Annotated in this window: 39 protein-coding genes; 1 reads left to right on the forward strand and 38 read right to left on the reverse strand. The window is 68.2% G+C overall.

The window, feature by feature from the left end; all coding sequences use genetic code 11:
* Positions 1-2: 2 nt before the first annotated feature.
* Positions 3-1,085 (forward strand): hypothetical protein, encoded by a 1,083-nt coding sequence (locus tag VAB18032_RS26065; RefSeq protein WP_013735928.1) that lies wholly within the window; start codon positions 3-5, stop codon positions 1,083-1,085.
* A gap of 3 nt (positions 1,086-1,088) precedes the next feature.
* On the opposite strand, the gene truA is transcribed toward VAB18032_RS26065, so the two are convergent.
* From truA to VAB18032_RS26255, 38 genes are all read right to left on the reverse strand, one after another.
* Positions 1,089-1,919, reverse strand: coding sequence for a tRNA pseudouridine(38-40) synthase TruA (gene truA, locus VAB18032_RS26070; protein ID WP_013735929.1), 831 nt, complete (start codon positions 1,917-1,919; stop codon positions 1,089-1,091).
* A 69-nt stretch (positions 1,920-1,988) separates the two neighbouring features.
* Positions 1,989-2,549 carry a 50S ribosomal protein L17 gene (rplQ, locus tag VAB18032_RS26075; RefSeq protein ID WP_013735930.1) on the reverse strand — a complete coding sequence of 187 codons (561 nt, stop codon included), beginning with the start codon at positions 2,547-2,549 and terminating at the stop codon, positions 1,989-1,991.
* A gap of 34 nt (positions 2,550-2,583) precedes the next feature.
* Entirely contained in the window at positions 2,584-3,606 is a 1,023-nt protein-coding gene (locus VAB18032_RS26080; RefSeq protein WP_013735931.1) for a DNA-directed RNA polymerase subunit alpha, read from the reverse strand.
* Positions 3,607-3,704: 98 nt separating this feature from the next.
* Complete coding sequence (rpsD, locus tag VAB18032_RS26085) at positions 3,705-4,331, reverse strand: 30S ribosomal protein S4 (RefSeq protein WP_013735932.1); 627 nt, start codon at positions 4,329-4,331, stop codon at positions 3,705-3,707.
* A 14-nt stretch (positions 4,332-4,345) separates the two neighbouring features.
* Positions 4,346-4,753 carry a 30S ribosomal protein S11 gene (rpsK, locus tag VAB18032_RS26090; protein ID WP_007073011.1) on the reverse strand — a complete coding sequence of 136 codons (408 nt, stop codon included), beginning with the start codon at positions 4,751-4,753 and terminating at the stop codon, positions 4,346-4,348.
* A gap of 89 nt (positions 4,754-4,842) precedes the next feature.
* Positions 4,843-5,223, reverse strand: a complete 381-nt coding sequence (gene rpsM / locus VAB18032_RS26095) for a 30S ribosomal protein S13 (RefSeq protein ID WP_013735933.1) — start codon at positions 5,221-5,223, stop codon at positions 4,843-4,845.
* A gap of 272 nt (positions 5,224-5,495) precedes the next feature.
* Positions 5,496-5,609 (reverse strand): 50S ribosomal protein L36, encoded by a 114-nt coding sequence (rpmJ, locus tag VAB18032_RS26100; RefSeq protein ID WP_012184307.1) that lies wholly within the window; start codon positions 5,607-5,609, stop codon positions 5,496-5,498.
* A gap of 90 nt (positions 5,610-5,699) precedes the next feature.
* Complete coding sequence (gene infA, locus VAB18032_RS26105; protein ID WP_007073013.1) at positions 5,700-5,921, reverse strand: translation initiation factor IF-1; 222 nt, start codon at positions 5,919-5,921, stop codon at positions 5,700-5,702.
* Positions 5,922-6,150: 229 nt separating this feature from the next.
* Positions 6,151-6,831: a DUF1707 SHOCT-like domain-containing protein gene (locus VAB18032_RS26110; protein WP_193386275.1), complete on the reverse strand. Its 681-nt coding sequence runs from the start codon at positions 6,829-6,831 to the stop codon at positions 6,151-6,153.
* Between the two features lie 93 nt (positions 6,832-6,924).
* Positions 6,925-7,776 (reverse strand): type I methionyl aminopeptidase, encoded by an 852-nt coding sequence (map, locus tag VAB18032_RS26115; RefSeq protein ID WP_013735935.1) that lies wholly within the window; start codon positions 7,774-7,776, stop codon positions 6,925-6,927.
* A 93-nt stretch (positions 7,777-7,869) separates the two neighbouring features.
* Positions 7,870-8,523, reverse strand: coding sequence for an adenylate kinase (locus VAB18032_RS26120; RefSeq protein WP_013735936.1), 654 nt, complete (start codon positions 8,521-8,523; stop codon positions 7,870-7,872).
* Complete coding sequence (secY, locus tag VAB18032_RS26125) at positions 8,524-9,849, reverse strand: preprotein translocase subunit SecY (protein ID WP_013735937.1); 1,326 nt, start codon at positions 9,847-9,849, stop codon at positions 8,524-8,526.
* A 240-nt stretch (positions 9,850-10,089) separates the two neighbouring features.
* Positions 10,090-10,533, reverse strand: a complete 444-nt coding sequence (gene rplO / locus VAB18032_RS26130; protein ID WP_013735938.1) for a 50S ribosomal protein L15 — start codon at positions 10,531-10,533, stop codon at positions 10,090-10,092.
* Positions 10,533-10,715 (reverse strand): 50S ribosomal protein L30, encoded by a 183-nt coding sequence (gene rpmD, locus VAB18032_RS26135; protein ID WP_013735939.1) that lies wholly within the window; start codon positions 10,713-10,715, stop codon positions 10,533-10,535. Before rpmD ends, rplO begins: the two co-directional genes overlap by 1 nt.
* A complete protein-coding gene (rpsE, locus tag VAB18032_RS26140; RefSeq protein ID WP_013735940.1) occupies positions 10,715-11,329 on the reverse strand; it encodes a 30S ribosomal protein S5 in 615 nt (204 codons plus the stop codon). The genes rpmD and rpsE overlap by 1 nt, the downstream gene beginning before the upstream one ends.
* A 34-nt stretch (positions 11,330-11,363) precedes the next feature.
* Positions 11,364-11,753 (reverse strand): 50S ribosomal protein L18, encoded by a 390-nt coding sequence (gene rplR / locus VAB18032_RS26145; protein WP_013735941.1) that lies wholly within the window; start codon positions 11,751-11,753, stop codon positions 11,364-11,366.
* Positions 11,750-12,292: a 50S ribosomal protein L6 gene (gene rplF, locus VAB18032_RS26150; protein WP_013735942.1), complete on the reverse strand. Its 543-nt coding sequence runs from the start codon at positions 12,290-12,292 to the stop codon at positions 11,750-11,752. The genes rplR and rplF overlap by 4 nt, the downstream gene beginning before the upstream one ends.
* Before the next feature lie 16 nt (positions 12,293-12,308).
* Entirely contained in the window at positions 12,309-12,716 is a 408-nt protein-coding gene (gene rpsH, locus VAB18032_RS26155) for a 30S ribosomal protein S8 (RefSeq protein WP_007073022.1), read from the reverse strand.
* Positions 12,717-12,815: 99 nt separating this feature from the next.
* Positions 12,816-13,001, reverse strand: coding sequence for a type Z 30S ribosomal protein S14 (locus VAB18032_RS26160; protein ID WP_007073023.1), 186 nt, complete (start codon positions 12,999-13,001; stop codon positions 12,816-12,818).
* Between the two features lies 1 nt (position 13,002).
* Positions 13,003-13,572, reverse strand: a complete 570-nt coding sequence (gene rplE, locus VAB18032_RS26165) for a 50S ribosomal protein L5 (RefSeq protein ID WP_013735943.1) — start codon at positions 13,570-13,572, stop codon at positions 13,003-13,005.
* The gene (rplX, locus tag VAB18032_RS26170) at positions 13,572-13,892 is read right to left on the reverse strand and encodes a 50S ribosomal protein L24 (RefSeq protein WP_013735944.1); all 321 of its coding nucleotides are present in this window, start codon (positions 13,890-13,892) and stop codon (positions 13,572-13,574) included. Before rplX ends, rplE begins: the two co-directional genes overlap by 1 nt.
* Positions 13,889-14,257 (reverse strand): 50S ribosomal protein L14, encoded by a 369-nt coding sequence (rplN, locus tag VAB18032_RS26175; RefSeq protein WP_007073026.1) that lies wholly within the window; start codon positions 14,255-14,257, stop codon positions 13,889-13,891. Before rplN ends, rplX begins: the two co-directional genes overlap by 4 nt.
* A 95-nt stretch (positions 14,258-14,352) precedes the next feature.
* Positions 14,353-14,640, reverse strand: a complete 288-nt coding sequence (gene rpsQ / locus VAB18032_RS26180) for a 30S ribosomal protein S17 (RefSeq protein ID WP_013735945.1) — start codon at positions 14,638-14,640, stop codon at positions 14,353-14,355.
* Complete coding sequence (gene rpmC / locus VAB18032_RS26185; RefSeq protein WP_013735946.1) at positions 14,637-14,870, reverse strand: 50S ribosomal protein L29; 234 nt, start codon at positions 14,868-14,870, stop codon at positions 14,637-14,639. The genes rpsQ and rpmC overlap by 4 nt, the downstream gene beginning before the upstream one ends.
* Entirely contained in the window at positions 14,870-15,295 is a 426-nt protein-coding gene (rplP, locus tag VAB18032_RS26190) for a 50S ribosomal protein L16 (RefSeq protein WP_013735947.1), read from the reverse strand. Before rplP ends, rpmC begins: the two co-directional genes overlap by 1 nt.
* 3 nt (positions 15,296-15,298) lie before the next feature.
* Entirely contained in the window at positions 15,299-16,153 is an 855-nt protein-coding gene (gene rpsC, locus VAB18032_RS26195) for a 30S ribosomal protein S3 (RefSeq protein ID WP_013735948.1), read from the reverse strand.
* Positions 16,153-16,608 carry a 50S ribosomal protein L22 gene (gene rplV, locus VAB18032_RS26200; protein WP_043721958.1) on the reverse strand — a complete coding sequence of 152 codons (456 nt, stop codon included), beginning with the start codon at positions 16,606-16,608 and terminating at the stop codon, positions 16,153-16,155. The genes rpsC and rplV overlap by 1 nt, the downstream gene beginning before the upstream one ends.
* A 40-nt stretch (positions 16,609-16,648) precedes the next feature.
* Complete coding sequence (rpsS, locus tag VAB18032_RS26205) at positions 16,649-16,930, reverse strand: 30S ribosomal protein S19 (protein ID WP_013735950.1); 282 nt, start codon at positions 16,928-16,930, stop codon at positions 16,649-16,651.
* A 12-nt stretch (positions 16,931-16,942) separates the two neighbouring features.
* Positions 16,943-17,782: a 50S ribosomal protein L2 gene (gene rplB, locus VAB18032_RS26210; RefSeq protein WP_013735951.1), complete on the reverse strand. Its 840-nt coding sequence runs from the start codon at positions 17,780-17,782 to the stop codon at positions 16,943-16,945.
* 12 nt (positions 17,783-17,794) lie between these two features.
* Positions 17,795-18,097: a 50S ribosomal protein L23 gene (rplW, locus tag VAB18032_RS26215; RefSeq protein WP_013735952.1), complete on the reverse strand. Its 303-nt coding sequence runs from the start codon at positions 18,095-18,097 to the stop codon at positions 17,795-17,797.
* Entirely contained in the window at positions 18,094-18,744 is a 651-nt protein-coding gene (gene rplD / locus VAB18032_RS26220) for a 50S ribosomal protein L4 (RefSeq protein ID WP_013735953.1), read from the reverse strand. Before rplD ends, rplW begins: the two co-directional genes overlap by 4 nt.
* A complete protein-coding gene (rplC, locus tag VAB18032_RS26225) occupies positions 18,741-19,406 on the reverse strand; it encodes a 50S ribosomal protein L3 (RefSeq protein WP_043721961.1) in 666 nt (221 codons plus the stop codon). Before rplC ends, rplD begins: the two co-directional genes overlap by 4 nt.
* 11 nt (positions 19,407-19,417) lie before the next feature.
* Positions 19,418-19,726, reverse strand: coding sequence for a 30S ribosomal protein S10 (gene rpsJ, locus VAB18032_RS26230; protein ID WP_007073037.1), 309 nt, complete (start codon positions 19,724-19,726; stop codon positions 19,418-19,420).
* A gap of 350 nt (positions 19,727-20,076) precedes the next feature.
* A complete protein-coding gene (gene tuf / locus VAB18032_RS26235) occupies positions 20,077-21,270 on the reverse strand; it encodes an elongation factor Tu (protein WP_013735955.1) in 1,194 nt (397 codons plus the stop codon).
* A 215-nt stretch (positions 21,271-21,485) separates the two neighbouring features.
* Positions 21,486-23,582 carry an elongation factor G gene (gene fusA, locus VAB18032_RS26240; protein ID WP_013735956.1) on the reverse strand — a complete coding sequence of 699 codons (2,097 nt, stop codon included), beginning with the start codon at positions 23,580-23,582 and terminating at the stop codon, positions 21,486-21,488.
* Positions 23,583-23,658: 76 nt separating this feature from the next.
* A complete protein-coding gene (gene rpsG, locus VAB18032_RS26245) occupies positions 23,659-24,129 on the reverse strand; it encodes a 30S ribosomal protein S7 (RefSeq protein ID WP_013735957.1) in 471 nt (156 codons plus the stop codon).
* A 1-nt stretch (position 24,130) separates the two neighbouring features.
* Positions 24,131-24,505 carry a 30S ribosomal protein S12 gene (rpsL, locus tag VAB18032_RS26250; protein ID WP_013735958.1) on the reverse strand — a complete coding sequence of 125 codons (375 nt, stop codon included), beginning with the start codon at positions 24,503-24,505 and terminating at the stop codon, positions 24,131-24,133.
* 507 nt (positions 24,506-25,012) lie between these two features.
* Entirely contained in the window at positions 25,013-25,393 is a 381-nt protein-coding gene (locus VAB18032_RS26255; RefSeq protein ID WP_013735959.1) for a hypothetical protein, read from the reverse strand.
* Between the last annotated feature and the right edge of the window lie 35 nt (positions 25,394-25,428).

Consider the following 25,428-nt stretch of genomic DNA (forward strand, 5'->3'; position numbering starts at 1 on the left):
GCATGGTATATCGGTACGACTCCGATGAGGACGCCGTCGTCCCGTACCGGGACGACTCCGAGGGGCAGCCACCGCCCGCAGCCGGTGCGGTGCCCGCCGGCCCGTCCCCGTCGCGCTTCCCCGCGCCGTCGTTGCCCCGGCCCAACCAGCTGGTGCTGCCCTCGACGGGGACGTCGATGGCAGCCTCGCCACCGGTGCAGGACGCGGTGCCGCACTACGAGGCCACTGCGACGGCGCAGTACGACCTGCCCGCCGCCGTACCCCCGCCGCAGGAGTCCACCACCGCGCCACCGCCACGTCGCGGCGGTGGCCGCACCTGGCAGGTGCTGATCGGTGGCGCCGCCGCGCTGGTGCTGCTCGCCCTCTGCGGCCTGGCCGGTGCCGCGCTGCTCGACGGCCGGCAGCTGATCAACCAGCAGGCGGCCCCGAACACCACACCGGACAACACCCCGGGCACGGATCCGACCCAGGCGAGCGACCTCGACTCCCGCGACACCGACCAGGCACCGCTGACCGCCCGGGAAGTTTTCCCCAGCAGCACCCTGGCGATCGGCGACAGCCAGAACGGGTACGAGGTGCTGCGCACCCAGTCGAGCGCGAGCTGCCCGGTGGCGGCCACCGGCGAGGTCGCGGACCTGCTCGTCCGGCTCGGCTGCAACCAGGTCGTCCGGGCCACCCTGCGCGCCCCCGACCAGGAACACCTGGTCACCACCGGCCTGTTCAACCTGACCGACCGGTCCAGCGCCGAACGGGCCCGCGACCGGATCCGCCAGGTGCTCGACGAGCGGGCGGGCCGCTTCCGCGGCATGCCGGCCGGCGACGGCACCGACGCCATCGCCAGCGCCCCCGCCCGCGTCGGCTGGCAGGTACGCGGCCACTACGTCGCGTACGCGGTGGTCTCCCGCGCCGACGGCGCGACCATCCGCTCCGGCGACACGGTCGTCCGCGAGATCCTCTTCGACATGCTCGAACTGCACCTCAACCGCGACGTGCTGGAGCGGCGGGCCAACGGCGGTGTCGCCAACCAGCCCTCGCCCGAGCCCACCGACAGCACCGGGCGTCAGGACGGGTCCGACGAGGACTGAGCCTCAGGCGTCGGCCGGCACCCGCAACCGTCGGGTCGCCTCGGCACGGCGCGCGTACTCGGCCGGATCGTCCGGGTAGCCCACCGCCACCAGGGTCAACCCGTGCGCGGGCGCCACGGTCACCTCGCTGGACCGTTCCCGCCGCGTCAGCAGGCCGGCCGGCCACTCCACCGGTCGGCGGCCGTCCCCGGCGACAAGCATCGCGCCGACCAGACTGCGCACCATCGCCTGGCAGAACGCGTCGGCCTGCACGGTGGCGACCAGGATCCCGTCCGGGTCACGCCGCCAGTCCAGCCGGGTCACCTCCCGCAACGTGGTGGCGTTCTCCTTGCGCCGGCAGTACGCCGCGAAGTCGTGCTCCCCCACCAGCCCGGCGGAGGCGGCGGCGAGCCGATCGGTGTCCAGCGGGCGCGGCCAGGCCAGCACCTCGTGTCGACGCAACGGCTCGGCACCCCACGGGGCGTCGGTGACCCGGTACTCGTACCGCCGGAAGGTGGCGGAGAAGCGGGCGTCGAAGGTGGCCGGCACCTCGGTCATCGCCCGTACCCGCACGTCACCCGGCAGCAGCCGGGCCAGCCGGCGCAGCAGCCGGCCCTCGTGCTCGCGCCACACCTCGACGGGCAGGTCGAGGTGGCAGACCTGCCCGGAGGCGTGCACCCCGGCGTCGGTACGGCCGGCCACCGTCAACCCGGTCGCGGTGCCCGCGCCGAGCACCAGATCCAGCGTCTGCACCAGGACCCCGGCGACCGTACGCCGATCCGGCTGGGCGGCCCAGCCGGAGAAGTCCGTGCCGTCGTACGCGACATCCAGCCGTAGCCGGACCCGCTCGTCCACGTCGTACCTCCCTCAAGACGACTCGGGCCCGGCACCCCGTGGGGATGCCGGGCCCGACGACGGCCTGGATCAGGCCTTGCCTTCCTCGGTGGCCAGGTCGCTGTCCTCGCGGGCGGCGGCGGTGTCACCGGACGCCGACACCGGCGCCTCGGAGTCCTGGTCGGCCGAACGCGCAGCCGGGGCCTCCTCGGCCGGGGCGAGCGCCTCGACCTTGTCCTGCTGGGCGGCCTTGCGGGCGGCGGTCTTGCGGTTCGCCGTCGGCTCGGTGACCTGCAGCTCCTCGACCAGCTCGATGATCGCCATCGGAGCGGCGTCACCCTTGCGCGGACCGGTCTTCACGATCCGGGTGTAGCCACCGTTGCGGTTGGTGTACCGCGGCGCGATCTGGTCGAACAGGGCGTAGACCACGTCCTTGTCCTTGACGACGCCCAGCACCCGGCGGCGCGAGGCGAGGTCGCCACGCTTGGCCTTGGTGATGAGCTGCTCGGCCAGCGGACGGAGCCGTCGGGCCTTCGTCTCGGTGGTCTGGATCTTGCCGTGCTGGAACAGCGCGGTGGCCAGGTTGGCCAGCATCAGCCGCTCGTGCGCGGGGCTGCCGCCGAGGCGGGGGCCCTTGGTGGGCGTGGGCATGCTTGGTGCTCCTCAGGTGTGGCGGCAGCGCGGACTAGAGCTGCTCGGTCTCGCGGTAGTCGTCGGTGTCGTAGTCCGCCTCGCCGAAGGCGTCCACGACGTGCGCCGGGTCGAAGTTCGGAGCCGAGTCCTTCAGCCCCAGACCCATCCCGGCGAGCTTCATCTTGACCTCGTCGATCGACTTCTGGCCGAAGTTGCGGATGTCGAGAAGGTCGGCCTCGGTACGCCCGATGAGCTCACCAACGGAGTTGATGCCCTCGCGCTTGAGGCAGTTGTAGGAGCGGACGGTGAGGTCCAGCTCCTCGATCGGCAGGGCCAGGTCCGCCGCCAGCTGCGCGTCCTGCGGCGACGGGCCGATGTCGATGCCCTCCGCCGTCTCGTCCAGCTCCCGGGCCAGCCCGAACAGCTCCACCAGCGTCGAGCCGGCCGAGGCCAGCGCGGTACGCGGGCCCATCGACGGCTTGGTCTCGACGTCGATGATCAGCCGGTCGAAGTCGGTCCGCTGCTCGACACGGGTCGCCTCGACGCGGTACGTCACCTTGAGCACCGGCGAGTAGATCGAGTCGACCGGGATCCGGCCGATCTCCGCGCCCGCCTGCTTGTTCTGCGCCGCCGTGACGTAGCCACGACCCCGCTCGACGGTCAGCTCCATGTCGAGCCGGCCCTTGCCGTTGAGGGTGGCGAGCTTCAGGTCCGGGTTGTGCACCGAGACACCGGCCGGGGGCTGGATGTCACCGGCGGTCACGTCGCCCGGGCCCTGCTTGCGCAGGTACATGCTGACCGGCTCGTCGTGCTCGGAGCTGACGCAGAGCTCCTTGATGTTCATGACGAGCTCGACCACGTCCTCCTTGACCCCGGGGATCGTGGTGAACTCGTGCAGCACACCGTCGATCTTGATCGAGGTGACCGCCGCACCCGGGATGGACGACAGCAGCGTACGCCGCAGCGAGTTGCCCAGGGTGTAGCCGAAGCCCGGCTCCAGCGGCTCGATGGTGAACCGGGACCGGGTCTCGTTGATCGACTCCTCGGAGAGGGTCGGTCGCTGGCTGATGAGCATGTCTTCTCTTCTCTTCCGGGGCGCCCGCCATATGACGCCCACGACACAAACTGTTCCGGTGGCCCGCCCGTCGCCGGGCGGACCACCGCAACGAGCCCTTACTTGGAGTAGAGCTCGACGATCAGCTGCTCCTGGACCTGGGTGTCGATCACCTGGCGGGCCGGGAGCGAGTGCACGAGAACCTTCATCTGGCTCGGGATGGCCTCCAGCCACGCCGGCACGGTCTTCGAACCGGCCTCGGCCTGAGCCACGATGAACGGGGTGAGCTCCTTGCTCTTCGCCCGAACCTCGATGATGTCGTGTGCACTGACGCGGTACGACGGGATGTCGACCTTCTTGCCGTTCACCGTGAAGTGACCGTGCTTGACCAGCTGACGGGCCATGTCCCGGGACTTGGCGTAGCCAGCCCGGTAGACCACGTTGTCCAGCCGCGACTCGAGGATCTGCAGGAGGACCTCACCGGTCTTGGCCTGCTTGGCCACGGCCTCCTCGTAGTAACCGCGGAACTGCTTCTCCAGCACGCCGTAGACCCGGCGAGCCTTCTGCTTCTCACGGAGCTGGAGCAGGTACTCCGTCTCCTTGGTGCGGCCGCGGCCGTGCTGCCCGGGCGGGAACGGCCGGGACTCGAACGGGCACTTCGGACCATCGCACTTGCTGCCCTTGAGGAACAGCTTCATCTTCTCCCGCCGGCAACGGCGGCAGTCAGCACCGGTGTAACGAGCCATCTCTCTCTAACCTCTCAGACCCGACGACGCTTCGGCGGACGGCATCCGTTGTGCGGCTGCGGGGTGACGTCGGAGATCTGACCGACCTCCAGGCCCACCGCCTGCAGCGAACGGATGGCGGTCTCCCGGCCGGAGCCGGGGCCCTTGACGAACACGTCGACCTTGCGCATGCCGTGCTCCATGGCCCGACGCGCAGCGGCCTCGGCGGCCAGCTGGGCGGCGAACGGGGTCGACTTGCGCGAACCCTTGAAGCCGACCTGGCCCGCGGAGGCCCAGGAGATGACGGCACCGGTCGGGTCCGTGATGGACACGATGGTGTTGTTGAAGGTGCTCTTGATATGCGCCTGCCCGTGGGCGACGTTCTTGCGTTCCTTGCGCCGGACCTTCTTTACAGCGGCCCCGGCACGAGCCTTCGGTGGCATAAGTCTGTGCGCTCCTAGTTGACTTCCCGGCACGGGTTGCGGCCTGGCCTACCTGCGCAGACCCGGACCCGCACTCCGGTGAAAGAGAATTACTTCTTGCCGGGCTTCTTCTTGCCGGCGACCGTCCGCTTCGGGCCCTTGCGGGTGCGGGCGTTGGTACGGGTCCGCTGACCACGGACGGGCAGACCCCGGCGGTGCCGGATGCCCTCGTAGCAGCCGATCTCGACCTTGCGGCGGATGTCAGCGGCGACCTCGCGGCGCAGGTCGCCTTCAACCTTGTAGTTGGCCTCGATGTGGTCACGGAGCTGGACCAGCTCCTCGTCCGTGAGGTCCCGGGCACGCTTGTCCGGCGAGATGCCGGTGGCAGCGAGCGTCTCCAGGGCGCGGGTGCGACCCACGCCGAAGATGTAGGTGAGCGCGATCTCCAGCCGCTTCTCGCGGGGGAGGTCGACGCCGACTAGACGTGCCATCTGTGGGCGTACTCCTTGTGTTGTCTCGCGGAGGTGTGGACCCGTCCCACCCCGCTACCGACCGACCTGTCTCCTCCGGCGCGTGATACGCCGGCGACCGGGTTCGGTCGCTGCCCAAGCGGGCCCCGGCCTCCGACCGGGGGTCAACCACGATTGAGTACGCGCTGCGCACCGCTCGCGGCTGGGACGAGCATGTGTGATGTGCTGGCTGGATCTGCGGCCCGGGAGCACGCCCCCGACCGACCGTCAACTGCCGGTCGGTCGTGACGAAATCAGCCCTGGCGCTGCTTGTGGCGCGGGTCGGTGCAGATGACCATGACCCGGCCGTGCCGGCGGATCACCCGGCACTTGTTGCAGATCCTCTTGACGCTCGGCTTGACCTTCACGGTTGCCTTACTTCCCATCTGGCCCGGCACCACGAGGCGCGACGCCGGACGTCGAAGACGGACACGGGACGTTTCCGGCCGTCGTCAGGACTACTTGTAGCGGTAGACGATGCGCCCGCGGGTCAGGTCGTACGGCGAGAGTTCCACGACGACCCGATCCTCCGGCAGGATGCGGATGTAGTGCTGCCGCATCTTGCCGCTGATGTGAGCCAGCACCTTGTGGCCGTTGGCGAGCTCCACCCTGAACATGGCGTTCGGCAGGGGCTCGATGACCCGACCTTCGATCTCGATGGCTCCGTCTTTTTTCGGCATGTCCTCCGCTGTCCTGACGTCGGTTACTCCGGACCGGCTCACAACGCCTTACACGGGTGCTGATCATGATCAGTTGACCCGCGCCAGCCGCGGCTCCGCGTCCCACCGAAGCGCTTGGTGGGCATGGCGGAGTGGACGCTGTGCGCCGATCAGAAAGTGTACGCCCGCATGCACGCCGTCGCCAAACCGACCGGCCAATACGCCGGGACCGGCACGAGAAACGTGCCTTTCAGGCATTCCCCTCCGGCTGCTGCGGCACCGAGCCCGGTTCGGTCGCCTGGTGACCCAGGTCACGCTGCGGCCCTGGCGCCTCGGTCAGAGCATCGGTTCCGCCCGCCGATCGCTGACTGCCGTGCAGCTGGTGCCGGACGGCCTTGTGGCCCCGCTTGACCGCCCGCTTCTCGGCCCGCCGCTGCCGACGGCGCTCCCGGTCCGCCGCCCACCGCCGGGGCTCGCCGCCGACCAACCCGGTGACGGTCTGGACCAGCAGGATCGCACCCCACGGCGCGGCCACCCAGGCGGGCCAGAAGTAGAGCAGGTCGCGGGCTGCGAACGAGGTCACCGCCCAGATCGCCACCACGATCCCCACCGTCTTCAGCCACGGTTCCCAGACCTCGACCAGCCAGCGCGCGGTCACCGTCCGGTCGCCGGCGCCGTCCGACACCGGTACCGCACCGGCGGCCGCCCGCTGCGCAGGCACCGCACCCGGCGTCGGTGCCACCGCACCCGCCGCCGGCAGATCACGCACCAGGTCGTCCAGGTCGGCGTAGGTGCGAGCGGCGTACGCCCGCTGGAGTCGCTCGTCGTACTCGTGCAGGTTCAGCCGGCCCTCGTCGAGCGCGACCCGCAGCCTCCCCGCGATGGCCTGACGGTCGGCGTCCGCCGCTCGCATCCCGTCACGCCCATCCATGCCGGCAAGCATGCCACCGGCCCGCCAGTCCGCCTACCCGGCACCACCCGGCCCTCGATCGGATGGGTCGGTCGATGCCCGATCGGGCGCGGGTCAGGCGGACGGCGCGTTGCTCGGCTGGCGGGCGGTGACCAGGTCACCGAGGCGGCCACGACCACCATCGGGGGCGGTCAGCACCCAGACACCGTCGGGCAGCAGCGCCATGGTGTGTTCGACGTGTGCGGCCCACGAGCCGTCCCGGGTGACGACCGTCCATCCGTCAGCCAACTCGACGGTACGCGGGGAACCCATGGTGATCATCGGCTCGATGGCCAGCGCCATGCCCGGCACCAGTCGGGGCCCCTTGCCCGGCCGGCCGTGGTTGAGCACGTGCGGGTCCTGGTGCATCTCGGTGCCGATACCGTGCCCGCCGTAACCGTCGACGATGCCGTACCGGCCCCCCTTGCGTACCGCGTTCTCCACGGCGTGCGAGATGTCGGTCAGCCGGCCCTTGCCGCTGGCGGCACCACGGGCGGCGGCGGCGATGCCGGCCCACATGGCGTCCTCGGCAACCGTCGCCATCCGCAGCAGCGCCGGATCGACCTCGCCCACGCCGACGGTGATCGCCGCGTCGCCGTGCCAGCCGTCGAGCACCGCACCGCAGTCGATCGAGATCAGGTCTCCCTCGGCCAACGCCTGCTCCGGCGACGGGATGGCGTGCACGATCTGCTCGTTCACCGACGAGCAGATCGACGCCGGAAACCCGTGGTAGCCCTTGAAGGACGGAACGGCGCCCGCCTCGCGGATCGTCGACTCGGCGATCGCGTCCAGATCGGCCGTGGTCACCCCGGGCGCGACCGCCTCCCGCATCCTGCGAAGCGCCTCCGCGACCACCAGGCCGGCGGCTCGCATCTTCTCGATCTGCTCGGGGGTTTTCAGCTGGATGTCCAGCTGGGGACGACGCATGGAGGCGCTACCTTTCGTTGCCACGAACAGCGGGGCACGCCGAGCGTACCCCGCTGTTCGCACTCTATCCGGGCGTCGGTCAGCCGACGGCGGTCAGCTCCCGTAGGAGCGCAGGGCGTCGATCGCGCGGACCGTGACGTCCTCCACCGGGCCCGTGGCGTCTATGCCGACCAGCTTGCCCTGAGCGCCGTAGTAGTCCACCAACGGCGCGGTCTTGTCCGCGTACTCCCGCAGCCGTGCCGCGATGGTCTCCGGCTTGTCGTCGTCACGCTGGAACAGCTCGGCACCGCACCTGTCGCAGATGCCTTCCCGGCTGGTCGCGTCGAACTCGACGTGCCAGATCTTGCCGCAACCCCGGCAGGTGCGCCGGCCGGACAGCCGCCGGATCACCTCGTCGTCGTCGACCACCAGCTCCAGCACGATGTCCAGGGCGGTGCCCAGGTCGGCCAGGAGCTTGTCCAGGGCCGCGGCCTGCGGGGTGGTCCGCGGGAAGCCGTCGAGCAGGAAGCCCTCGGCGGTGTCCGGCTCGGCGAGCCGGTCCCGGACCATGTTGATGGTGACCTCGTCCGGGACCAGCTTGCCGGCGTCCATGTACCGCTTGGCCTCGACGCCCAACGGCGTGCCCTGCGAAACGTTGGCCCGGAAGATGTCCCCGGTCGAGATCTTCGGAACGGACAGGTGCGCGGCGATGAACTCTGCCTGTGTGCCCTTGCCCGCACCCGGCGGGCCAACCAGAACCAGTCTCATCTACCGCAGGAACCCTTCGTAGTTCCGCTGCATCAGTTGGCTCTCGATCTGCTTGCTGGTCTCGAGAGCAACACCAACCATGATCAGCACAGCGGTACCACCGAACGGGAAGTTGAGGTACTGCTGCCGGTCCAGCCAGATGAAGAAGAAGTTCGGCAGGATCGAGATGATCGCGAGGTACAGCGCCCCCGGCAGGGTGATGCGGCTGAGGATGAAGTCCAGGTAGTCGGCGGTGGGCTTGCCGGGGCGGATGCCCGGCACGAAGCCGCCGTACTTCTTCATGTTGTCCGCGACCTCGGTCGGGTTGAACGTGATCGAGACGTAGAAGTAGGTGAAGAAGATGATCAGCAGGAAGTAGACCGAGATGTAGATCGGGCTGGTCGGGTCGACCAGGTTGTTCTGGATCCACGCCTGGGTCTTGCCCGGGTCGTTCTGGTCGAAGAACTGGAGCGCCAGCTGCGGCAGGTAGAGCAGCGACGAACCGAAGATGACCGGGATGACACCCGCCTGGTTGACCTTCAGCGGGATGTAGGTCGAGGTGCCGCCGTACATCCGCCGGCCGATCATGCGCTTGGCGTACTGCACCGGGATGCGGCGCTGGGCCTGCTCGATGAAGGTGACCGCGGTGATGACCACCAGCACCAGAGCGATGACGAGGAAGAACTTGAACCAGCCCTGGCTCTCCTTGATCCGCCAGCCCTCGCTGGGGAGCCGGGCGGCGATCGAGGTGAAGATCAGGACGGACATGCCGTTGCCGACGCCGCGATCGGTGATCAGCTCACCGAGCCACATGACCACGCCGGTACCCGCGGTCATCGTCATCACCAGGATGGACAGCGTCAGCCAGTCCGGGATGCCGGTGCCCTGCGGGATGATCGGGAACTCGTCGCACTGGTTGTTGAACAGCTGGCCGGAGCGGGCCAGCGCCACGAACGCCGAGGCCTGGAGGACACCGAGGCCGAGGGTCAGGTAGCGGGTGTACTGGGTGATCTTCGCCTGGCCGGCCTGGCCCTCCTTGCGGAGCTGCTCCAGCCGGGGGATCACCACCGTCAGCAGCTGAAGGATGATCGACGCGGTGATGTAGGGCATGATGCCCAGCGCGAAGACCGACAGCTGAAGCAGTGCGCCGCCCGAGAAGAGGTCGAGCAGGTTCAGCACACCGGTGGAGCCCTCGATCGTGTCGAGGCACTTCTGCACGTTGCCGTACGAGACACCTGGGCTGGGCAGAGTGGCGCCAAGCCGGTAGATCGCGATGATGCCTACTGTGAACAGCAGCTTCTTGCGCAGGTCAGGCGTACGGAACGCACTGAGAAAGGCGGACAGCAACTTCTTCCTCCTGCGCGAGGCGGGCCGCCGGGCATCCCAGGCGGATCGGGGTGGTGGTGGTGTCGGGCAGGGTGCCCGATTCTCCATGCTGGGAAGGGACTCTAACAGCCCGATCCCGGTCCGGGCAGATGTGCCCGGCTACATAAACCGAATCCGATGTTACCGGGCGCACACGCCCGAGTTGAGAGCATGGCGCCCGCCAGCTGGAATCAACTGGCGGGCGCCAAGCGTTTGTGCAGCTTACAGCTCTGTGACCGAGCCACCGGCGGCGGCGATCTTCTCCTTGGCCGACGCACTGAAGGCGTGCGCCGAGATTTGGAGCGAGACACCGCCCAGATCCCCGGAGCCGAGAACCTTGATCGGCTGGCCCTTGCGGACCGCGCCGGCCTCGACCAGCTCGGCCGGGCCGACCTGACCGCCGTTCGGGAACAGCTCAGCCAGGCGGTCCAGGTTTACCACCTGGAAGACCACCTTGAACTTGTTCTTGAAGCCCTTCAGCTTCGGCAGTCGCATGTGGATGGGCATCTGCCCACCCTCGAACGCCGCCGAGATGTTCTTGCGGGCCTTGGAACCCTTGGTACCGCGACCGGCGGTCTTGCCCTTGGAGCCTTCACCACGACCCACACGGGTCTTCGCGGTCTTGGCCCCCGGCGCCGGGCGCAGGTGGTGGACCTTGATCGTCATTACTCGACCTCCTCGACCTTCACGAGGTGGCTCACCGTGAAGATCATGCCGCGAATCTCGGGCCGGTCCTCCTTGACCACCACGTCGTTGATCCGCTTGAGACCGAGCGAACGCAGCGACTCACGCTGGTTGTGCTTGGTCCCGATCCCGGACCGGACCTGGGTGACCTTGAGACGTGCCATCAGGAAGCCACCCCCGCCCGGGACGCCAGCATGGCGGCCGGCGCAACATCCTCCACCGGCAGGCCACGACGCGCGGCAACCGCCTCCGGGGACTCAAGCCCCTTCAGCGCAGCCACGGTGGCGTGCACGATGTTGATCGGGTTCGACGACCCGAGGCTCTTGGAGAGCACGTCGTGGATGCCCGCGCACTCCAGCACGGCACGCACCGGGCCACCGGCGATGACACCCGTACCGGCCGAGGCCGGCTTGAGCAGCACCACACCGGCAGCGGCCTCGCCCTGCACCGGGTGCGGGATCGAGGAGCCGATCCGCGGCACCTTGAAGAAGTGCTTCTTGGCCTCCTCGACACCCTTGGCGATCGCCGCGGGCACCTCCTTGGCCTTTCCGTAGCCCACGCCCACGGTGCCGTCGCCGTCGCCCACGATCACCAGGGCGGTGAAGCTGAAGCGACGACCACCCTTCACGACCTTGGCGACACGGTTGATCGCGACGACCCGCTCAAGGTGCGGGGTCTTCTCGGCGGGCGCGTTTCCGCGGCCGCCCTCACGGCGGTTGTCGCGGCGACCACCCTCGTTGCCACCGGACCCGCCGCCACGGCGCTGTTGACCTGGCATCAGCAGCCTTCCTTTTCTCTCGTGACGGGGATTGTCAGAACTCGAGCCCGGCTTCGCGGGCGGCGTCGGCAAGCGCGGCTACCCGCCCCGCGTACCGGTTGCCACCGCGGTCGAAGACGACCTTGGAGATGCCAGCGGCCTTGGCCCGCTCGGCGAGCAGGGTGCCGACCTTGCCGGCCAGGGCGCTCTTGTCGCCCTCCGTGCCGCGCACCGAGGCGTCCAGGGTCGAGGCCGACGCCAGGGTGTGACCCTTGGTGTCGTCCACGATCTGGGCGACGATGTGCCGCAGCGAACGGGTGACGACCAGGCGCGGACGCTCGGGCGTGCCGTTGACGCTCTTGCGGACCCGGAAGTGCCGACGCGCACGCCCGACGGCACGCTTGGCGGCGACGCCGCGGCGGCGCTTGAGCAGCGTGGCGCTCACTTCTTACCTGCCTTTCCGGCCTTACGTCGGATGACCTCGCCCTGGTACTTGACACCCTTGCCCTTGTAGGGCTCCGGCGGGCGAATCTTCCGGATGTTGGCGGCGACCTCACCGACCTGTTGCTTGTCGATGCCGGCCACGTGGAACAGCGTCGGCTTCTCCACCGTGAAGGTGATGCCGTCCGGCGCGGGGACCGTGACCGGGTGCGAGAACCCGAGCGCGAACTCGAGGTCCTTGCCCTTGGCGGTGACCCGGTAACCGGTGCCGGAGATCTCCAGGCTCTTGCGGTAGCCCTCGGTGACTCCGACGATCATGTTGGCGACCAGGGTACGGCTCAGGCCGTGCAGTTCCTTGGCCTTGCGCTCGTCGTTCGGGCGGTTGACGCTCAGCTGCCCGTCCTCGGCCCGCTCGATGGAGATCGGCTCGGCCAGAGTGTGCGACAGCTCGCCCTTGGGGCCCTTGACCTTGACGGTCCGGCCGTCGATCGTCACGTCGACGCCGGACGGTACCGGGATCGACTTACGTCCAATACGCGACATTTCTACCTGTCTCCCGTTACCAGACGAAGGCGAGGACTTCCCCGCCAACGCTCCGCTTGCGGGCCTGCCGGTCGGTGAGCAGCCCCTGGGACGTCGAAATGATCGCCACGCCCAGCCCGCCGAGCACCCGCGGGAGCCCGTCCGACTTGGCGTACACCCGCAGACCGGGCTTGGAGACGCGCTTGATGCCGGCCAGGCTCCGCTCCCGGTTCTGGCCGTACTTCAGCTCGACGACCAGTCGCTTGCCGACGGCACCCTCTTCGGGCTCCTCGACCGACCAGGTGGCGATGTAACCCTCGGTCTTGAGGACCTCGGCGATGTTCGCCTTGATCTTCGAGTAGGGCATCGTCACCCGGTCGTGATACGCCTGGTTGGCGTTACGCAGACGCGTGAGCATGTCTGCGATCGGGTCGGTCATCGTCATGAAACTCGTCAACCTTTCTCGCCGGGGTTCCCGCGGCTTTGTCAGCGCAGGCCTACGGCGAAGAGACAGTCCAGCTAACGCGCGGGGCGCGCCGGGCTATTACCAGGAAGCCTTGGACACGCCGGGCAGCTCACCGCGGTGGGCCATCTCCCGGATGCACACCCGGCAGAGCCCGAACTTGCGGTAGACCGCCTTGGGACGCCCGCACCGCTGGCAGCGGGTGTACGCGCGAACCGAGAACTTCGGCTTCGCGGCCGCCTTGAGGATCAGCGCCTTCTTGGCCATCTCAGTTCTCCTTGAACGGGAAGCCCAGGAGCTTGAGCAGCGCCCGGCCCTCGTCGTCGGTCGTGGCGGTCGTGACCACCGTGATGTCCATGCCCCGCTGGCGATCGATCTTGTCCTGGTCGATCTCGTGGAACACCGACTGCTCGGTCAGACCGAACGTGTAGTTGCCGTGCCCGTCGAGCTTGCGCCCGTCGAGGCCGCGGAAGTCACGGATACGCGGCAGCGCGATGGACAGCAGCCGGTCCAGGAACTCCCACATCCGGTCGCCGCGCAGGGTGACCTTCGCGCCGATCGGCATTCCCTCCCGCAGCTTGAACTGCGCGATGGACTTCTTCGCCCGCCGGACCAGCGGCTTCTGGCCGGTGATCGTGGCCAGGTCGCGGACCGCGCCGTCGATGAGCTTGGCGTCGCGAGCAGCCTCGCCGACACCCATGTTCACGACGATCTTCACCAGCCGCGGGACCTGCATCGGGTTGCCGTAGTCGTACTGCTCGCGCAGCTTGGCCACGATCTCGTTGCGGTACCGCTCCTTGAGGCGCGGCGTGGTCTTGGTTTCGGTAGCCGTGGTCATCACAGGTCCTTACCGGTGCTACGCGCGATGCGGACCTTCTGGCCATTCTCGTCGATGCGGTAACCGACGCGGGTCGGCTTACCGTCGGAGTCCAGGACCATCACGTTCGACACGTGGATCGGGGCCTCCTGGGTGACGATGCCACCGGTCTTGGCGCCACGCTGAGTGGTGCTGATGCGGGTGTGCTTCTTGATCCGGTTCACGCCCTCGACCAGGACCTTGTCCTGCCGCGGGTAGGCCGCGATGACCTTACCCTTGGCACCCTTGTCCTTGCCGGCGATGACGACGACCGTGTCGCCCTTCTTGACCTTCACGGTCACAACACCTCCGGCGCGAGAGAGATGATCTTCATGAACCGCTTGTCCCGCAGCTCACGACCGACCGGGCCGAAAATGCGGGTGCCCCGCGGGTCCCCACCGTCCTTGATGATGACGGCGGCGTTCTCGTCGAAGCGGATGTACGAACCGTCCGGCCGACGCTTCTCCTTGGCCGTACGCACGACGACCGCCTTGACGACGTCGCCCTTCTTCACACCAGCACCGGGGATCGCGTCCTTGACGGTGGCGACGATGACGTCGCCGATGCTCGCGTAGCGCCGACCGGAGCCACCGAGAACTCGGATGCACAGGATCTCCCGGGCACCCGTGTTGTCGGCGACGCGCAGTCGCGACTCCTGCTGAATCACGTCTATCTCCTATGTCTGCCGGTTCTCCGGCCGCCGGAGCGGCCGGAGCCTGGCGGAACCTGCGCCCGACCGATCCGGCCGAGCTCGAGCCTTCGCTACTTGGCCTTCTCGAGGATCTCCACGAGCCGCCACCGCTTGGTGGCGGACAGCGGACGGGTCTCCATGATCAGGACCCGGTCGCCGATGCCCGCGGAGTTCTGCTCGTCGTGGACCTTGAGCTTGCTGGTCCGGCGCATGATCTTGCCGTACAGCGCGTGCTTGACACGGTCCTCGACCTCGACCACGACGGTCTTGTCCATCTTGTCGCTGACCACCAGGCCCTCGCGGACCTTACGGCGTCCCCGCACGAGCTCCGCGCCCGCGGTCGTCGTGTTCTCGCTCATGAAGCCACCTCAGTCGGCGCGGCCGAGAGCCCCAGCTCACGCTCACGCATGATCGTGTAGATCCGGGCGATCTCCCGACGGATGACCTGCAGCCGCCGGTTGTTGTCCAGCTGCCCGGTTGCGGCCTGCACGCGGAGGTTGAACAGCTCCGCCTTGGCCTCACGCAGCTTCGTGACCAGCTCCTCCTCGGAGAGCTCACGCAGCTCGGAGGGCTTGACGCCCGCTGCCATCAGGATTCACCCACTTCGCGCGTCACAATCCGGCACTTCATCGGGAGCTTGTGGATCGCGCGACGCATCGCCTCTCGCGCAATCTGCTCGTTCGGGAAGGACATCTCGAAGAGAACCCGTCCCGGCTTGACGTTGGCGACCCACCACTCCGGCGAGCCCTTACCGGAACCCATCCGGGTTTCGGCCGGCTTCTTGGTGAGGGACTGGTCCGGGAAAATGGTGATCCAGACCTTGCCGCCACGCTTGATGTGGCGGGTCATCGCGATACGCGCCGACTCGATCTGCCGGTTGGTCACGTACGCCGGCTCGAGAGCCTGGATCCCGAACTCGCCGAACACCACCCGGTTGCCGCCCTTGGACGCGCCGCTACGGTCCGGGTGGTGCGGCTTGCGGAAGCCCTTCGGGGGCTTGCGCGGCATCAGCATCTGTCAGCCCTCCTGCTGCGTTTCTGCCGCGGCGGCGACGGCGGACGCATCCACCGGCTCGCCACTCGGCGTCTCGGCCTGCTGCGCGACGGTCGTCGCGGCAGCCCGGCCGGCCTCGGTGCCACCGGAGGTCGTACCGGACGAGCCGGAGCGACCACGACGCGGCCGCTCGGGGCGGTCACCGCGATCCCGGCGCGGGCGCGACGGCGCCTCGGCCGGAGTCTCCCGACCCGGCACCGCGTCACCCTTGTAGATCCAGACCTTCACGCCGATGCGGCCGAAGGTGGTACGGGCCTCGAAGAAGCCGTACTCGATGTTGGCCCGCAGCGTGTGCAGCGGAACCCGACCCTCGCGGTAGAACTCCGTGCGGCTCATCTCGGCGCCGCCGAGGCGACCCGAGACCTGCACCCGGATGCCCTTGCACATCGGGTTCTTCATCGCCGACTGCATCGCCTTGCGCATCGCCCGACGGAAGCTGACCCGGCTCGAGAGCTGCTCGGCAACGCCCTGGGCAACCAGCTGCGCGTCCGACTCGGGGTTCTTCACCTCGATGATGTTCAGCTGCACCTGCTTGCCGGTGAGCTTCTCCAGCTCGCCGCGGATCCGGTCGGCCTCCGCACCCTTACGGCCGATGACGATGCCCGGCCGGGCGGTGTGGATGTCGACGCGGACCCGGTCGCGGGTGCGCTCGATGTCGACCTTGGAAATGCCGGCGCGCTCCAGGCCCTTGGACATCATCCGGCGGATCTTGACATCCTCGCCGATGTAGTCCTTGTAGAGCTTGTCCGCGAACCAGCGGGACTTCCAGTCGGTCGAGATGCCGAGGCGGAACCCGTGCGGGTGAACCTTCTGACCCATTACTCGGCGCCCTCCGTGTTGCTCTGCGTCTCGGCCGGTGCGCTCTGCGCCGCCGGTGCCGCCTTCTTCGCCGACTTCTTCGGCGCGGCCGGCGCCACCGCCTCGACCGCCACCGTGATGTGGCAGGTGCGCTTACGGATCCGGTAAGCCCGGCCCTGCGCCCGCGGCTGGAACCGCTTCATGGTCGGGCCCTCGTCCACGAACGCCTCGCTGACGAGCAACGCGTCGGGGTCCAGCCGCTCGTTGTTCTCCGCGTTGGCGATCGCACTCGCGAGCACCTTGTACACCTGCTCGCTCGCAGCCTGCGGCGCGAACTGCAGCACCGTGAGAGCCTCCTTCGCGGGCAGGCCGCGGACGAGGTTGACCACCCGGCGCGCCTTCATCGGCGAGATGCGCACGTATCGCGCAACCGCCCGCGCGCCCGGAAGCACCGGAGCGTCGCCCTTTCCTGGCATCGCTGTAACCCCTTGATCCTCTATCCGTATGCCCGCGGCGTCAGCGCCGGCGGCTCTTCCGGTCGTCCTTCTCGTGACCCTTGAACGTGCGGGTCAGCGCGAACTCGCCGAGCTTGTGCCCGACCATCGCCTCGGTCACGAACACCGGGACGTGCTTACGTCCGTCGTGCACCGCGATCGTGTGCCCGAGCATCTCCGGGATGATCGTCGAGCGCCGCGACCAGGTCTTGATGACGTTCTTCGAGCCCTTTTCGTTCTGCGTCTCCACCTTCTTGAGCAGGTGGTCGTCGATGAACGGGCCCTTCTTCAGGCTGCGAGGCATGTCTTATCTCCCTCAGCCGCGCTTACGCGTGGCGTAGCGACGGCGGACGATCAGCCGGTCACTCGGCTGGCCCTTACGACGGGTGCGGCCCTCGGGCTTACCCTGCGGGTTGACCGGGTGGCGACCACCGGAGGTCTTGCCCTCGCCACCACCGTGCGGGTGGTCGACCGGGTTCATGGCCACACCACGGACGGTCGGGCGCTTGCCCTTCCACCGCATCCGGCCGGCCTTACCCCAGTTGATGTTCGACTGGTCGGCGTTGCCGATCTCGCCGATGCTGGCCCGGCACCGCACGTCCACGCGCCGGATCTCACCCGACGGCATACGCAGGGTGGCGTACACGCCCTCCCGGCCGAGCAGCTGGATGCCGACGCCGGCCGAGCGGGCCAGCTTGGCCCCGCCACCCGGACGCAGCTCCACGTTGTGGATGGTGGTACCGACCGGGATGTTGCGCAGCGGCAGGTTGTTGCCCGGCTTGATGTCGGCGCCCGGACCGGACTCGACCCGGTCGCCCTGCTTCAGGTCCTTCGGCGCGATGATGTACCGCTTCTCGCCGTCGGCGTAGTGCAGCAGCGCGATGCGCGCGGTGCGGTTCGGGTCGTACTCGATGTGCGCGACCTTGGCCGGCACGCCGTCCTTGTCGACCCGCTTGAAGTCGATGATCCGGTACTGCCGCTTGTGGCCGCCGCCCTGGTGCCGGGCGGTGATCCGCCCGTGGGCGTTACGCCCACCCTTCTTCGGCAGCGGTGCCAGCAGCGACTTCTCAGGCGTCGACCGGGTGATCTCGGCGAAGTCGGCGACGCTGGAGCCACGCCGGCCCGGCGTCGTCGGCTTGTACTTACGGATAGCCATTGTCTACACCCCTCAGCTGACCGGGCCGCCGAAGGCCTCGATACGGTCGCCCTCAGCCAGCTTCACCATCGCGCGCTTGGTGTTCTTGCGCTTGCCGAACCCGGTGCGGGTCCGCTTGCGCTTGCCCTCGCGGTTGAGCGTGTTGACCGTCAGGACACGGACGTTGAAGATCTGCTCGATAGCGATCTTGATCGCGGTCTTGTTCGCGTCCGGGTGCACCAGGAAGGTGTACCAGTTGCGGTTCAGCTCGCTGTAGCTCTTCTCCGAGACGACCGGCGCGACGATGATGTCGCGCGGGTCGGCGATCGTGCTCACTTGCCACCCTCCTCGGTGGTCTCGGCGGGAACGCCCAGGAACTCGTCCAGGGCCTCCTTGGTGAAGACCACGTCGTCGGCCACCAACACGTCGTACGTGTTGAGCTGACCGGCTTCGATCAGGTGCACCCGCGGCTCGTTGCGCAGCGACACCCAGTTCAGCTCGTCGACACTGCTCAGCACGACCAGCACCCGACGGGCCTCGGTCACCTTCGTGAGCGCGGCCAGAGCGGCCTTGGTCGACGGCTTCTCGCCCGAGACGAACGCCTCGACGACGTGCACCTGCCCGGCGCGGGCCCGGTCCGAGAGGGCGCCACGCAGCGCGGCAGCCTTCATCTTCTTCGGGGTCCGCTGGCTGTAGTCGCGCGGCACCGGACCGTGCACGACGCCACCGCCGGCGAACTGCGGCGCGCGGATCGAGCCCTGCCGGGCCCGACCGGTGCCCTTCTGCTTGTAGGGCTTCTTGCCGCCGCCGGAGACTTCGCCCCGGGTCTTGGTCTTGTGCGTGCCCTGCCGAGCCGCGGCCAGCTGTGCCACCACGACCTGGTGCATCAGCGGCACGTTGGCCTGCACGTCGAAGATGTCCCCGGGCAGCTCGACCGAGCCGGTCTTGGTGCCTTCGGAGTTCAAGACGTCAACGGTGGTCACTTGGCCGCACCGCCCTTCTTCGCCTTCGTCTTGGCCGCGGTGCGGACCAGGACCAGCGCGCCCTTGGGGCCGGGAATGGCGCCGCGGACGAGCAGGAGGTTGTTCTCGGTGTCGACCGCCTGGACGGTCAGGTTCTGCACGGTGTAGCGCACGCCGCCCATGCGACCCGCCATCCGGGTGCCCTTGAAGACCCGGCCCGGGGTGGCGCAGGCGCCGATGGAGCCCGGCGAGCGGTGCTTGCGCTCGACACCGTGGCTGGCGCGCAGACCGTGGAAGCCGTGCCGCTTCATCGGGCCGGCGTAGCCCTTGCCCTTGGTCTTGCCGGTGACGTCGATCGAGATGCCGGCCGGGAACTCCTCGACCGTGATCTCCTGACCGAGCGAGTAGTCGGCGGCGTCGGAGGTGCGCAGCTCGACGATGTGCCGGCGCGGCGCCACGTCAGCCTTCGCGTAGTGCCCACGCAGCGGCTTCTTGGCCTTGCGCGGGTCGATCGTGCCGTACGCCAGCTGGACCGCGGAGTAACCGTCCTTGTCGGCGTCACGAACCTGGCTGATGACGCACGGGCCGGCCTGAACCACGGTCACCGGAACAACCTTGTTGTTGTCCCAGACCTGGGTCATGCCGAGCTTCGCGCCCAGGATCCCCTTAACTTGCCTGTCCATGTGTCCGGTCCCTACAGCTTGATCTCGATGTCGACGCCAGCCGGCAGGTCGAGGCGCATGAGCGAGTCGACCGTCTTCGGGGTCGGGTCGATGATGTCGATCAGCCGCTTGTGCGTACGCATCTCGAAGTGCTCGCGCGAGTCCTTGTACTTGTGCGGCGAGCGGATGACGCAGAAACGGTTGATCTCCGTGGGCAGCGGCACCGGGCCCGCGACCTGCGCCCCGGTACGCGTCACCGTCTCGACGATCTTCCGCGCCGAGGAGTCGACGACCTCGTGGTCATAGGCCTTGAGCCGGATGCGGATCTTCTGTCCCGCCATGGTGGCTTCTGTTCCTTCTCTCGATGCCGCTGTGTTGCGGGTGTCCTGTACCGGCTGGTACAGACCCTCTTCGCCCACCCCCGCGGTCGGGCGTGTCGCGTTCTGTGGCCCAGCTCCGCCCCGACCTTCCGGAGCGATCCTGACCGCGGTGGGTCGAGGCGCCGATCGCACTACCGCGACCTGAACGCCGCGCGAGGGTGGTTGACGGGTGAACCGCCAACCACCCCACGCCCGACTGTCCTGCCTACCCGGAGGTTCGACGTGAGTCGAACGCGGGCAGCGAACTGTCGTTACGCAACCTGACTAGTATGCCGCACGACCGGCGGCGGGTCTAATCGGGGTTACCCAGCTCACTTGATGATCTTGGTGACGCGACCAGCGCCGACCGTACGGCCACCCTCCCGGATCGCGAACTTGAGGTTTTCCTCCATCGCGATGGGCTGGATCAGCTTCACGGTCATCGTGGTGTTGTCGCCAGGCATGACCATCTCGGTGCCCTCGGGGAGGGTGACGACACCGGTGACGTCCGTGGTCCGGAAGTAGAACTGCGGACGGTAGTTCTGGAAGAACGGGGTGTGCCGGCCACCCTCCTCCTTGGAGAGGATGTAGACGGTCGCCTCGAACTCGGTGTGCGGGGTCGTGGTGCCCGGCTTGATGACCACCATGCCGCGCTCGACGTCCTCGCGCTTGATGCCACGCAGCAGCAGACCGACGTTCTCACCCGCGCGGGCCTCGTCGAGCAGCTTGCGGAACATCTCGATGCCGGTGCAGACCGTCTTCTGCGACTTCTCGCGGATGCCGACGATCTCCACCTCCTCGTTCGGCTTGAGGATGCCGCGCTCCGCGCGACCGGTGACGACGGTGCCACGACCGGTGATCGTGAAGACGTCCTCGATCGGCATCAGGAACGGCTTCTCGGTCTCGCGCTCCGGCTGCGGAATCGCGGTGTCGACAGCGTTCATCAGCTCCAGCAGGCGACCGGTCCACTCCGGGTCACCCTCGAGGGCCTTGAGCGCCGATACACGCACGACCGGCAGGTCGTCGCCCGGGTACTCCTGCGACGAGAGCAGCTCGCGAACCTCGAGCTCGACGAGCTCCAGCAACTCCTCGTCGTCGACCATGTCGCTCTTGTTCAGCGCCACGACGATGTACGGCACGCCGACCTGGCGGGCCAGCAGCACGTGCTCGCGGGTCTGCGGCATCGGGCCGTCGGTCGCGGCGACCACCAGGATCGCGCCGTCCATCTGGGCGGCACCGGTGATCATGTTCTTGATGTAGTCGGCGTGACCGGGGCAGTCGACGTGCGCGTAGTGCCGCGCCTCGGTCTGGTACTCGACGTGCGCGATCGAGATCGTGATGCCGCGGGCCTTCTCCTCCGGCGCCTTGTCGATCTCGTCGAACGGGGTGTACGGGTTCAGGTCCGGGTACTGGTCGTGCAGGACCTTCGTGATGGCCGCCGTCAGCGTCGTCTTACCGTGGTCGATGTGACCAATGGTGCCGATGTTGACGTGCGGCTTAGTCCGCTCGAACTTCGCCTTCGCCACTGGTGTCCTCCTGTGGACTTCTTGGTTCGTTCGCCCCGGTACGCCACGAGTGGCGCTTAGGACTCTGTCGACAGCCTTTCCGGCCTGACGGCCGGGAAGCTTTTGTGGGTTCTGCGGCGATGAAGCCTACAGGCCCGGAATTCACCCAATCCGACCGAGGTGGTCGCGGTCGGGGAAACCTCCCGCGACCACCGTCGGATCAGCTCAGGCGGACGTCACTCACCCGTCGCCTTGGCGATGATCTCCTTGGCCACCGAGGCCGGAACCTCGGCGTAGGAGTCGAACTGCATGCTGTAGCTAGCCCGGCCCTGGGTCTTCGACCGCAGGTCGCCGACGTAGCCGAACATCTCCGACAGCGGCACCAGAGCCCGGACGACGCGGGCGCCGCTGCGCTCCTCCATCGCCTGGATGATGCCACGGCGGGAGTTCAGGTCACCGATGACGTCACCCATGTTCTCCTCAGGAGTGGTGACCTCAACGGCCATCATCGGCTCGAGCAGCGCGGGATCGGCCTTGCGGGCCGCGTCCTTCATCACCATCGAGCCGGCGATCTTGAACGCCATTTCCGACGAGTCGACCTCGTGGTACTGGCCGTCCAGCAGCGTCAGCTTGACGCCCACCAGCGGGAAGCCGGCGAGGATGCCGTACTGCATGGCGTCCTGCGCACCCGCGTCCACCGAGGGGATGAACTCCCGGGGGATACGGCCGCCGGTGACCGCGTTGGCGAACTCGTAGGTCGGCGCGTCGTTGCCCAGCGGCAGCGGCTCCAGGCTGACGATCACCCGGGCGTACTGGCCGGAACCACCGGTCTGCTTCTTGTGGGTGTACTCGACCTTCTCCACCTTGCGGCGGATGGTCTCGCGGTACGCCACCTGCGGCTTACCGATGTTCGCCTCGACGTTGAACTCGCGGCGCATCCGGTCGACCAGGATGTCCAGGTGCAGCTCGCCCATGCCGGAGATGACCGTCTGACCGGTCTGGTCGTCCAGCTTGACGCGGAAGGTCGGGTCCTCCTCGGCCAGCCGCTGGATGGCGGTGCTGAGCTTCTCCTGGTCGGCCTTGGTCTTCGGCTCGATGGCCACCTCGATGACCGGCTCCGGGAAGGTCATCGACTCCAGGATGACCGGGTTCGCCGGGTCGGCCAGGGTGTCACCGGTGGTGGTCTGCTTCAGACCCTGCACCGCGATGATGTCGCCGGCCTTCGCGGTGCTGCGCTCTTCCCGCTTGTTGGCGTGCATCTGGTAGATCTTGCCGATCCGCTCCTTGCGGTCCTTGGTGGAGTTGACCACCTGGGAGCCGGACTCGAGCGTGCCGGAGTAGATCCGCACGTAGGTGAGCTTGCCGAGGTGCTTGTCCGTCTGGATCTTGAAGGCCAGGCCGGAGAACGGCTCGGACACCGACGGCTTGCGCTGCATCGGGGTCTCGCCGTCGGTGGCCGTACCCTCGATCGCCGGGATGTCCAGCGGCGACGGCAGGTACGCGACGACCGCGTCCAGCATCGGCTGGATGCCCTTGTTCTTGAAGGCGGTACCGGTGAGGACCGGGTTGGCCTTGCCGGCGATGGTGGCCCGACGGATGGCGGCCTTGATCTCCTCGACGGAAATCTCCTCGCCCTCCAGGTACTTCTCCATCACCGCGTCGTCGACGTCGGCCAGGGTCTCCATCAGCTTCTCGCGCCACTCGGCTGCGGAGTCGGCCAGCTCGGCCGGGATCTCCTCGACCGCGTAGTCCTCACCCTTCTGGGTCTCGCCACGCCAGGTGAGGGCGCGCATCTCGACCAGGTCGACCACGCCGATGAAGTCGCTCTCGGCGCCGATCGGGATCTGAAGCACCAGCGGAGTGGCGTTCAGCCGGTCGATCATCATCTGCACGCAGCGGAAGAAGTCCGCGCCGGTGCGGTCGAGCTTGTTGACGAAACACATCCGGGGGACGTTGTACTTGTCCGCCTGACGCCAGACGTTCTCCGTCTGCGGCTCCACGCCGGCCACACCGTCGTAGACCGCGACCGCACCATCCAGCACCCGAAGCGACCGCTCCACCTCGACGGTGAAGTCGACGTGGCCGGGCGTGTCGATGATCTGGATCGTGTGGCCCTTCCACTCGCACTTCGTGGCGGCGGAAGTGATGGTGATACCGCGCTCCTGCTCCTGCTCCATCCAGTCCATGACGGCGCCGCCCTCATGAACCTCACCGATCTTGTACGTGATACCGGTGTAGAACAGGATTCGCTCGGTGGTAGTGGTCTTACCGGCATCGATGTGCGCCATGATGCCGATGTTGCGTACGTTGGCGAGCGCGTCTGCGGCGGCCACTTCAATCCCTACTTATCGTCGTCTCGACACAACTGGTGGCGGCCCCGGCGCCGATCGGGCGCCGGGGCCTCAGGTGTTACCAGCGGTAGTGCGCGAAGGCCTTGTTGGACTCCGCCATCTTGTGGGTGTCCTCACGCCGCTTGACGGCGGCACCGAGGCCGTTGCTCGCGTCCAGCAGCTCGTTCATCAGCCGCTCGACCATGGTCTTCTCGCGACGGGCGCGGGAGTAGGTGACCAGCCAGCGCAGGCCCAGGGTGGTCGCCCGGGCCGGACGGACCTCGACCGGAACCTGGTAGGTCGCGCCACCGACACGGCGGCTGCGGACCTCGAGGGTCGGCTTGACGTTGTCCATCGCGCGCTTGAGCGTGACGACCGGGTCGGTGCCGCTCTTCTCGCGGCAGCCCTCCAGGGCGGCGTAGACGATGCGCTCGGCGAGCTGACGCTTGCCGCGAAGCAGGATCTTGTTTACCAGCTGGGTGACCAGCGGCGAGTTGTACACCGGGTCAGCGACCAGCGGCTTACGCGGGGCAGGTCCCTTACGCGGCATGTCAGCTCTTCTCCTTCTTCGCGCCGTAACGGCTGCGCGCCTGCTTGCGGTTGCGGACACCCTGGGTGTCCAGCGAGCCGCGGACGATCTTGTAACGCACGCCGGGGAGGTCCTTCACACGACCACCGCGGACGAGCACGATCGAGTGCTCCTGCAGGTTGTGCCCGACGCCCGGGATGTAGGCGGTCACCTCGACCTGGCTGCTGAGCTTGACACGAGCAACCTTGCGCAGCGCCGAGTTCGGCTTCTTCGGGGTGGTGGTGTACACGCGGGTGCACACGCCGCGCCGCTGAGGGGAACCCTTCAGCGCCGGGGTCTTGGTCTTGGTGGTCTTCGCCTGGCGGCCCTTTCGGACCAGCTGTTGGATCGTGGGCACCGGGTTTCTCCGCTCCCTTCGGCCGCTGTCGCGACCGCGCCGTCTGCTGTAGCCGACCTGATGACCGGCTCTCCTACATTCCGACCAGGGCCACCTCACGGAGGTCCCGGCACCCGCGGTCGGGCGTGTCGCCCGCCCACGGTCCCGGTTCCGCACGCTTGTGAGCGCAGCCCCGGGGGTCTGTCACCGGCACACGAGACCGTGCGCCGGATCTTTGGCTCATTCGTGGCGCCTTCCGGAAACCGGAGGCCGGATCCAGCGCACGCACGATTTGCCCGGGCTGGCCCGGGCACAAGGGGAAAGAGTACCTACCACAGCCGCGCAGGTCAAAACGGGAGACCTGCCGAACTTCTCACCGCTCGGCAACCGGCTCCGTCGCTCCACCCGCCCGTGATGGGCACCTACGGATACAAGTGTACCGGCTCCACCGGAAACCACCCGCCGAGCCCCCGAGCCGACGCCAGCAGTCTGACGCGCAGCATCAGCCGCTGTGATCAGGCATCTTGCTCAGGCCAGCGTCAGCAGGAGGGCCAGACCCACGCCGAGCAGGCTCAACAGCAACCCGACGCCGCCGCAGCTGATCCCGGCGATGGCGAGACCACGGCCGGTGAACCGCACCGCCGGCGCCGGTGCCGGCCGCCGGATCTGCCGAACGCCCAGCAGGCCGGCCACCAGGGCGCCGGCCCCGGTGAGGCCGCCGAGGGTGGCGAAGGAACCGGCCGCCCAGACACCGTTCAGCCCGCCGCCCACCGAACCCACGCAGATGACCAGGAACGACACCAGGATGGAGATGACGCCCGCGACCAGGGAGCCGACCGCCAGGCCCGAGGTGACCGGCGGCACATCCAGGTGCACCATCGCGAACGGAGTGCCCGGTACGGGCTCCACCCGACTCGGCGGTCGGGGCCGCTCCTGCGGCGGCG

Source organism: Micromonospora maris AB-18-032, assembly GCF_000204155.1.
In the GTDB taxonomy this organism is placed as follows: domain Bacteria; phylum Actinomycetota; class Actinomycetes; order Mycobacteriales; family Micromonosporaceae; genus Micromonospora; species Micromonospora gifhornensis.